This is a genomic window from uncultured Corynebacterium sp., from assembly GCF_902782855.1.
GTDB lineage: Bacteria > Actinomycetota > Actinomycetes > Mycobacteriales > Mycobacteriaceae > Corynebacterium.
In genome coordinates this window covers 1-7,948 of sequence record NZ_CACZOO010000350.1, presented here as the reverse complement: position 1 = coordinate 7,948, position 7,948 = coordinate 1, and the positions used below count along the sequence as shown (strand labels likewise).

At 66.5% G+C, this 7,948-nt stretch carries 8 protein-coding genes; 2 read left to right on the top strand and 6 right to left on the bottom strand.

All coding sequences use genetic code 11. The features are described from left to right. Nucleotides 1-595: hypothetical protein (locus tag QZV72_RS14215; protein ID WP_297009347.1), on the top strand; the 595-nt coding region annotated here is incomplete at its 5' end. On the opposite strand, the gene QZV72_RS14210 is transcribed toward QZV72_RS14215, so the two are convergent. Together QZV72_RS14210 and glnA are read right to left on the bottom strand one after the other, a co-directional pair. After that, the gene (locus tag QZV72_RS14210; protein ID WP_297009345.1) at nucleotides 513-1,685 is read right to left on the bottom strand and encodes an NAD(P)-dependent alcohol dehydrogenase; all 1,173 of its coding nucleotides are present in this window, start codon (nucleotides 1,683-1,685) and stop codon (nucleotides 513-515) included. The two genes, QZV72_RS14215 and QZV72_RS14210, sit on opposite strands and share 83 nt — an antisense overlap. Before the next feature lie 87 nt (nucleotides 1,686-1,772). Continuing rightward, entirely contained in the window at nucleotides 1,773-3,209 is a 1,437-nt protein-coding gene (gene glnA / locus QZV72_RS14205; RefSeq protein WP_297009343.1) for a type I glutamate--ammonia ligase, read from the bottom strand. A 220-nt stretch (nucleotides 3,210-3,429) separates the two neighbouring features. Between glnA and QZV72_RS14200 the strand changes: the two genes are divergently transcribed. Next, complete coding sequence (locus QZV72_RS14200; RefSeq protein ID WP_297009341.1) at nucleotides 3,430-3,996, top strand: RDD family protein; 567 nt, start codon at nucleotides 3,430-3,432, stop codon at nucleotides 3,994-3,996. Between the two features lie 14 nt (nucleotides 3,997-4,010). On the opposite strand, the gene QZV72_RS14195 is transcribed toward QZV72_RS14200, so the two are convergent. The 4 genes from QZV72_RS14195 to sucB all read right to left on the bottom strand — a co-directional run. Then, nucleotides 4,011-4,784, bottom strand: coding sequence for a DUF4191 domain-containing protein (locus QZV72_RS14195; protein WP_297009339.1), 774 nt, complete (start codon nucleotides 4,782-4,784; stop codon nucleotides 4,011-4,013). An 18-nt stretch (nucleotides 4,785-4,802) separates the two neighbouring features. Further along, a complete protein-coding gene (gene lipA / locus QZV72_RS14190; RefSeq protein WP_297009337.1) occupies nucleotides 4,803-5,852 on the bottom strand; it encodes a lipoyl synthase in 1,050 nt (349 codons plus the stop codon). A gap of 51 nt (nucleotides 5,853-5,903) precedes the next feature. After that, the gene (lipB, locus tag QZV72_RS14185) at nucleotides 5,904-6,656 is read right to left on the bottom strand and encodes a lipoyl(octanoyl) transferase LipB (protein WP_297009336.1); all 753 of its coding nucleotides are present in this window, start codon (nucleotides 6,654-6,656) and stop codon (nucleotides 5,904-5,906) included. A 121-nt stretch (nucleotides 6,657-6,777) separates the two neighbouring features. Beyond that, nucleotides 6,778-7,948 (bottom strand): 2-oxoglutarate dehydrogenase, E2 component, dihydrolipoamide succinyltransferase (gene sucB / locus QZV72_RS14180; protein WP_297009335.1); only part of this gene is annotated, 1,171 nt, incomplete at its 5' end.

Genomic DNA, 7,948 nt, shown 5'->3' with positions numbered 1-7,948 from the left:
CTCCGGCGGCGGTGAGGTGGCCGACGCCACCGTGGTGGACCCCGCCACCGCGATCCTGGGGCCCGACGACGCCCCGGCCGGGTTCACCTGGGTCGATACCAGTGGAAACCAGGCTGACCCCGCCGCCGTGCAGCAGATGAACCAGATCTTCGATCAGTTCAGCTTCGACTCCCCGGCCTGCCAGGAGCAGTTCAACCAGAAACGTCAGCTCCTCGGCACCGGGCAGAGCGGCCCGACCTCCACCTACGCCAAGGATGCGGACCCGCAGAACTCCCTGGTGGCGTTGAGTGCCGGTACGGCCCCCACGGGAGACCCCTACGCCTGTGACGGTACGAAGGCATCCATGGCCGACGTGGGCATCAACATGTCGATGAAGACCACCGCGCTCGACCTGACCCTCAACGGGGTGGACAATCTCGTTGCGACACGAGTGGACACGACGGTCAGCGCGCAGGGCCAGACCGAGACCTCCTCGCAGATGCGCATCAGCGGGCAGGTGAACGGGACCTGGTTCACCGCCGAGAGCACCGGTGACGTCGACCAAGCGGTCGTCCAGGGCCTGGCACAGGCCCAGGCGGACCGTCTGCGGGGCTGAACCTGGTCAGCCGCAGATCGTCGCCGCGTCGATGACGAAGCGGTAGCGTACGTCGGAGCGGGCCGCCCGGTCGTAGGCGTCGTCGACGTCCGCGGCGTCGATGAGCTCGATGTCCGCGGCCACACCGTGCTCCGCACAGAAGTCGAGCATCTCCCGGGTCTCGGCGATCCCGCCGACCAAGTGGGCCAGCCAGGGACCGCCGCTGTCCGGTGGGCACGCGTACCGGGACACTCAGCGGCTGTTCCGGCAGTCCTATCTGCACCATGACACCGTCGAAGCGCAGTGTCGCCATGTAGGCAGCGGTGTCGAGGTCCACACTCACCGTGTTGAGTATGAGATCGAAGCGGCGCGAACAGGTCTTCGCGAAACTGCCGTCGGCGGTCGAGATCAGGTCCACGGCACCGAAACGCAGTGCCTCGTCCCGCTCGGACTCCGAGTGGGAGAGCACTGTGACCTCCGCACCCATCGCCACCGCGATCTTCACGGCGACGCGGCCGACCCCGCCCATTCCGACGACGGCGACGCGGCGTCCGGGGCCCGCGCCCCAGTGCTTGAGCGCGGAGTAGGTGGTGATCCCGGCGCAGAGCAGGGGAGCTGCGGCCGCCGGATCAAGGGAGTCCGGAACACGGAGGACGAAGCTGTCCCTGGTGACGATCTCGGTGGCGTAGCCGCCCTGGGCCACCTCCCCGTCGGTGTACCGGTTCTCACTGGCGTAGGTCATTACCGTGCCATTCTCGCAGTAGCCCTCTTCGTCGGCCCGGCAGGCGTCGCAGTGGCCGCAGGAGTCGCAGAAACAGCCCACCCCGACCCGGTCACCGACCGAGAAGCGGGCGACCGCGGACCCGGTGCCGACGACCGTGCCGATGATCTCGTGGCCGGCCATCAGGGGTACCGGCTTGTCTCCGAAGTCACCGCGGACGTTGTGGATGTCGGAGGGGCAGATACCTGAGTAGTCGACGCGGATCCGGACGTCGTCGTCGCGCAGGGCCCGGCGGGTGATCTGCAGGCTGTGCAGGGGCTCTCCGAGCGAGGCGACACCCCGGGCGGCCACTGTGCGGGTGGTGTTGTCCGTGGTGAAGGCGGTAGTCATGTCTGGCGTCCTTTCGGGGAAAGCAAACACCCCCGCACCCGGCGGAAGCCGGGAGCAGGGGTGAGCCGTGACTGGTAGGGGGAGTTCCTAGCAGTTGAAGTACATCTCGAACTCCTGCGGGGTCGGGCGCAGGCGGACGGGGGCGATCTCGTTGTCGTACTTGTAGGAGATGTAGGTGTCCAGCAGGTCGTCGGTGAAGACGCCACCTTCGGACAGGAACTCGTTGTCCTCCTCCAGAGCCTTCAGCGCTGCCTCCAGCGAGGTCGGCGCGGTCGGGATGGATGCTGCCTCCTCCGGCGGAAGCTCGTACAGGTCCTTGTCGACCGGGGCGTGCGGCTCGATGCGGTTCTTGATGCCGTCGAGACCGGCGAGCATCATGGCGGCCATACCGAAGTACGGGTTACCTGACGGGTCCGGCGCACGGAACTCGAGGCGCTTGGCCTTCGGGTTGGACCCCGTGATCGGGATACGCACGGCGGCGGACCGGTTACGCTGCGAGTAGACGAGGTTGATCGGCGCCTCGAAGCCCGGAACCAGACGGTGGTAGGAGTTCAGCGTCGGGTTGGTGAAGGCGAGGACCGCGCCGGCGTGGTGGAGGATACCTCCGATGTAGTAGCGGGCCAGGTCCGACAGGCCGGCGTAGCCGTTCTCGTCGAAGAACAGCGGCTTGCCGTCCTTCCACAGGGACTGGTGGGCGTGCATACCCGAACCGTTGTCGCCGGCGAGCGGCTTCGGCATGAAGGTCGCGGACTTGCCGAACTGACCGGCGGTACCCTTGATGATGTACTTGAAGGACTGCAGGTCGTCCGCGGCGTGCAGCAGAGTGTTGAACTTGTAGTTGATCTCCTGCTGTCCACCGGTGCCGACCTCGTGGTGGAAGCGCTCGAGCTCGTACTCGGCGGCGATGAGGTTCTTCACCATCGCGTCGCGGACCTCACCGGTCTGGTCGATCGGCGGGACCGGGAAGTAACCGCCCTTGACCGGGGTCTTGTGACCCAGGTTCGGGGTGCCGTCGAGGTTCGTGTCCTTGCCGCGGTTCCACCAGCCCTCGTCGGAGTCCACCTCGTAGAACGAGTTGTTGATGTCGGTGGAGTACCTGACCTTGTCGAAGAGGTAGAACTCGGCCTCCAGGCCGAAGTTGCAGGTGTCCGCGATGCCGGTGGAGGCGAGGTACTCCTCGGCCTTGCGGGCGACGTTGCGCGGATCGCGGGAGAAGGGCTCACGGGTGAAGGGGTCGTGGACGAAGAACTTGATGTTCAGCGTCTTCGTCTTCCGGAACGGGTCGACCTTCGCGGTGGCCAGATCCGGGAGAAGGTTCATGTCGGACTCGTCGATGGTGGTGAAGCCCCGGACGGAGGAACCGTCGAAGGCGAGACCGTCGGTGACGGCGTCCTCGTCGAAGGCGGCGGCGGGGATGGTGAAGTGCTGTTCCACACCCGGGACGTCGGTGAACCGGACGTCAACGAACTCGATGTCGTTGTCCTTGATGAACTTCGTGACCTCTTCGGCCGTTGTGAATGCCACTGTGGGACTCCTTGCAGTCATGGTCGGCACAGCCTCGGTTTCCCGCAGTGTTCCACCGCGGTGGCTGAGTCTGGGAACAAGCTTATTATCGGGTTGTTGCCCGGTCGTCAATCCAGTGTTACCGACATGTAACACTCGCCGGGACCCCGGACGAGGGGCCTTCTTCAAGCCTACGGGACGGGTTGGGTGGCCGCTACGGCACCCCGGTAGGCTGGCTACCATGGCAAAGCAGCAGAGCAGGGGCAGTGACCCGGGCGGGAAGACCCCGAAGGAGCATCAGCAGCGGGAACGGCGGGAACGGCGCGCAGCACGTGCCGCCCAGCCGGTGTGGCTGGAGGGCCCTCAGGTTCCCGGGCAGTTCGAGGACCCGACGGACCTCAGCCCGTACCCGGGCAAGCTCCTCGGACTGCCCAAGGACGGTGCGGGTTCGGTCGCCCCACTGGCGCCGAGGCTGCTCGCTCTTCTCATCGACTGGTGCCTGTGCTGGGGCATCGCGGCACTCATCAGCTCCCAGACCGACGCCCTGGGCGACGTCGCCACCGGTACGATGATCGTCTTCATTCTCTGGCGTGTCATCACCGTCTGGCTGTTCGCCCAGTCACCGGGTCACGCGATCCTGGGGATCGGCGTCGCACGGGTGGATGACACGGAGAAACGGGTGGGATTCGTCCGCGCGATCGTCCGGACGATCCTCACCGTGTTCCTGTTCCCACCGATCATCCAGGACACCGACAGTCGTGGCATGCACGACCGCGCCACAGGTACCGCGGTGATCAGGACCCGGTAGCGGACAGGTCAGGGTCAGCCCCGCTTGTTGCGCTCGGAGGCGCGACGGGCACGACGGTTCATTCCGGACATGTTCGCCTGGCGGGGCAGCGGTCCCTTCGGCAGGGACGCTTCGCGGGAACTGAGCCTGGCAATGGAGTCGATGCGGCTGTTCAGCCCGTCGACCTCGTTCTTCTTGATGTTGCGGGGCAGCTTCATCAGCGCGGTCTGGATCTTGCGCACCTCGACCTCATCCTCGCCGTCACCGATGTACATGTCGTAGATCGGGGTGTCGCCGATGATACGGGCCAACCGACGACGCTCCTGCGCCATCAGCGGCTTCAGACGGGAACGGCTGCCCTCGCCGACGAGGACGACACCAGGAGTACCGACGACGCGGTGGACGGCGTCCATGTGGGTGTTGGTGGCCACGCCGGCCTGGGTGATCCACTTCATGCCCACACCCGAGCGAAGATTGTCCAGGGCCCAGGCTGCGGCGCCGGGCTGTCCCTCGATCTGGTCGTAGACGCCGGCCTGGAGCCGCCGCGAGAAGATGACCATCGCGGCGACCACGCCGATCAGCAGACCGAGAACGAGGTTGAACCACCAGGCCCCGAAGACCAGGCTCAACAGCAGCAGGAGGGCCACCGGGACCAGCAGCCCCAGCAGCATGTAGGGGACCAGTTTCTTGTCCCGCTTGCGCTGCAGCTGGAACGCCTGCCACATCTGGCCGCGGGTCTGCTTGCGCCGCGACTTCTTGGCGGCCTTCTCGAGCCGCTTGTTTTCCTTCTCCCGGGGGTCTTTCGCCATGGCGCCCAGTCTAGAGCATCACCGTCGTGCAGAGGCGACCGGAGTCTCCTTGGAAGCGCCGTACTTCTCCAGAAGGGTGCTGGCCTCCTGACTGGTGGAGGAGCCGAGACTGTCACCCAGATGGGAGAGATGCTCCGGCAGTGCCTCACCACGGGCGGCCTTCGCCTCGGCGTAGAGACGCCCCGAACGGTACGAAGAGCGCACCAGCGGACCGGACATCACCGCTCCGAACCCGAGTTCCCTGGCGAACTCGGAGTGCTCCAGGAACTCCTCCGGTTTCACCCACCGCTCGATGGGGTGGTGCATGTTCGTCGGACGCAGGTACTGGGTGATGGTGATGATGTCGCAGCCGGCGTCCTTCAGATCGACCAGGGAAGCACGGACTTCATCGGTGGTCTCGCCCATGCCGAGGATGAGATTGGACTTGGTGACCAGACCGAAATCCCGGGCCGCGCGGATGACCTCGAGGGAACGGTCGTAGCGGAACGCCGGGCGAATGCGCTTGAAGATCCGCGGCACGGTCTCCAGGTTGTGGGCGAAGACCTCCGGGCGTGCCTCGAAAACCTCGGCGAGTAGATCGGGCTTCGCCGAGAAGTCGGGTGTGAGGTTCTCGACACCGGTGTTCGGGTTGAGCTCGTGGACCTTGCGTACGATCTCCGCGTAGAGCCACGCGCCCTCGTCGTCGAGGTCGTCGCGGGTCACGCCGGTGATGGTGGCGTAGCGCAGGTCCATCTCGCGGATGTTCTCGGCGACACGTCGCGGCTCGTCCCGGTCCAGTGGGGAGGGCTTGCCGGACTTGATCTGGCAGAAGTCACACCGACGCGAGCAGGTGTCGCCGCCGATGAGGAAGGACGCCTCCCGGTCCTCCCAGCACTCGTGGATGTTGGGGCACCCCGCCTCCTGGCACACCGTGTGGAGCCCCGCACCGGAGACACGGTTCTTCATGTCCCGGTACTCGGGCCCCATCTTGGCCGTGGTCCGGATCCAGCGGGGTTTCTGCTCGATGGGGGTCTGCGCATTCTTGGCTTCGATGCGCAGAAGTCGTCGGCCGTCTGCAGCGATAGTCACAGTGCCCACCCTACGCGGCGGATGGCCGGACGTCGAAGACGCTCACGGTGATCACAGGGCATCGGATGCACTCCCCACCGGGCCGTGCGCGAGCTCATCGGGCACGTCGGTGACCGTGGTCGCGAGAGTGCCCTCCAGGGCGTCGATGAGGTGCCGGGTCAGCAGCGGGGTCGCTTCACCGATGGTGACGTCGCGTCCCAGTTCGGCGCTCAGTGTGGTGACGCCGGTGTCCGGTAGCCCGCAGGGCACGATGTGATCGTAGAAGTCCAGGGTGTTGTCGCAGTTGAGCGCAACACCGTGCATGGTCACACCCCGGGTCACCCGGATGCCGATCGCCGCCACCTTGCGGGCCGGCAGCAACTGTCCGTCACGGACGCCGGCGGGCAGCCACACACCGGAGCGTCCCGTCACACGCCCGACGGTATCGAGACCGAGGTCGTGGCAGGTGGCGATGACCGCCTCCTCGATACGTCGGACGTAGTCGACGACGTCGATCGGGTCGTCGAGTCTGATGATCGGGTAGGCCACGAGCTGACCGGGGCCGTGCCAGGTGATCCTGCCCCCGCGGTCGACATCGATGACCGGCAGACCATTGGTCGGGAGGTCCTCGGGCTGGGTGCGTCTGCCGGCGGTGTAGGTCGAGGGATGCTGAAGGAGAAGGAGGGTGTCCGGGATCTTCTCCGCAGCCCGTTGTCGGGCTAGTTCGGCCTGGTGCCGCCAGGCGTCGAGATAGTCCACGGTGTGCAGGTCGACGACGTCGACCGGGTCTGAGGTGTTGCGGATAGATCCGTGCTGGAAGCCCATGGGCACCGATCCTACTCGCGACAAAAGGAACCGCCCCGGCACCTCCCCGTCGAAGGGAGGAACCGGGGCGGCGTTCGCCGGTGACCGGCTGACGTACCGGGGGAGGACGCCTAGAGGGCACTTAGAGAGCGAGGTCCCCGGTGAAGTCGTGGTTCTCCAGGCGGTCCTTGATGCTGGTCAGGAAGCGGCCGGCATCGGCACCGTCGATGACCTGGTGATCGTAGGTCATCGGAAGGAAGACCATCTGGCGGATGCTGATGGCGTCCTGTCCGTTCTCGGAGATCACCACCGGTCGCTTGACGATGGCGCCGGTGCCCAGCATCGCGGCCTGCGGCGGCACGAGGATCGGGGTATCGGTCAGGGCGCCTTCGGAACCGATGTTGGTGATGGTGAAGGTGCCGCCCATGATGTCGTTCGGCTTGAGCTTCCTGCTCCGGGCCCGGTCCGCGATGTCGACGATCGCCTGGGCCAGCTCCGGCAGCGACAGATCCTGGGCGTTGTGGACGACCGGGGAGATGAGGCCCTCCGGGGTGTCCACGGCGAAGCTCAGGTTCACGGACCCGTGGTAGGTCATCTCCTGGGTGTCGGCGTTGTAGGACGCGTTGACGTTCGGGTGGGCGAGCAGAGCCTCGACGACAGCCTTGGCGAAGAAGGGCAGGTACGTGAGGTTGACACCGTACCTGTCCCGGAAGGCGGCCTTGGCTGACGTACGCAGCTCGGCGACGCGGGTCATGTCGACTTCATGGACCTGGGTGAGCTGTGCCGCACCGTGCAGGGAAGCGAGGGTGGTCTTCGCGGTGATCGCCCGGATCCGGTTGACCTTCTGCGTGGTGCCGCGGAGTGCGGCCTTCGCCGGATCGGAACCCTTGAGCACGATGCCGGCGGGAGCGGTGGTCGCGGCCTCTGCCGAACCGCTCCCGGCGGCGGCCAGCACATCCTGTTTGCGGATCCGGCCACCGACACCTGAACCGGTGACGGTGGACAGGTCGACGCCGTGCTTCTCGGCGAGCTTGCGCACCAGCGGGGTGACGTAGGGGAGGTTGCCGGCGGCGGGCTTCGCGGCCGGTGCTTCCTCCGGAGCTTCCTCAGGGGACACCCGGACGGGAGGCACGGTCTCGACGGTCTCCGCCTTCGGGGCGGGTTCCGCCTTCGCGGCAGGCGCGGCGGTGGCGGAGGCGTCGCCGATGCGGGCGATGACGGCGCCTACATCGACGGTGTCGTCCTCGTCGGCGAGGATCTCGACGAGGGTGCCTGCGACGGGGGAGGGGACCTCGGTGTCGACCTTGTCGGTG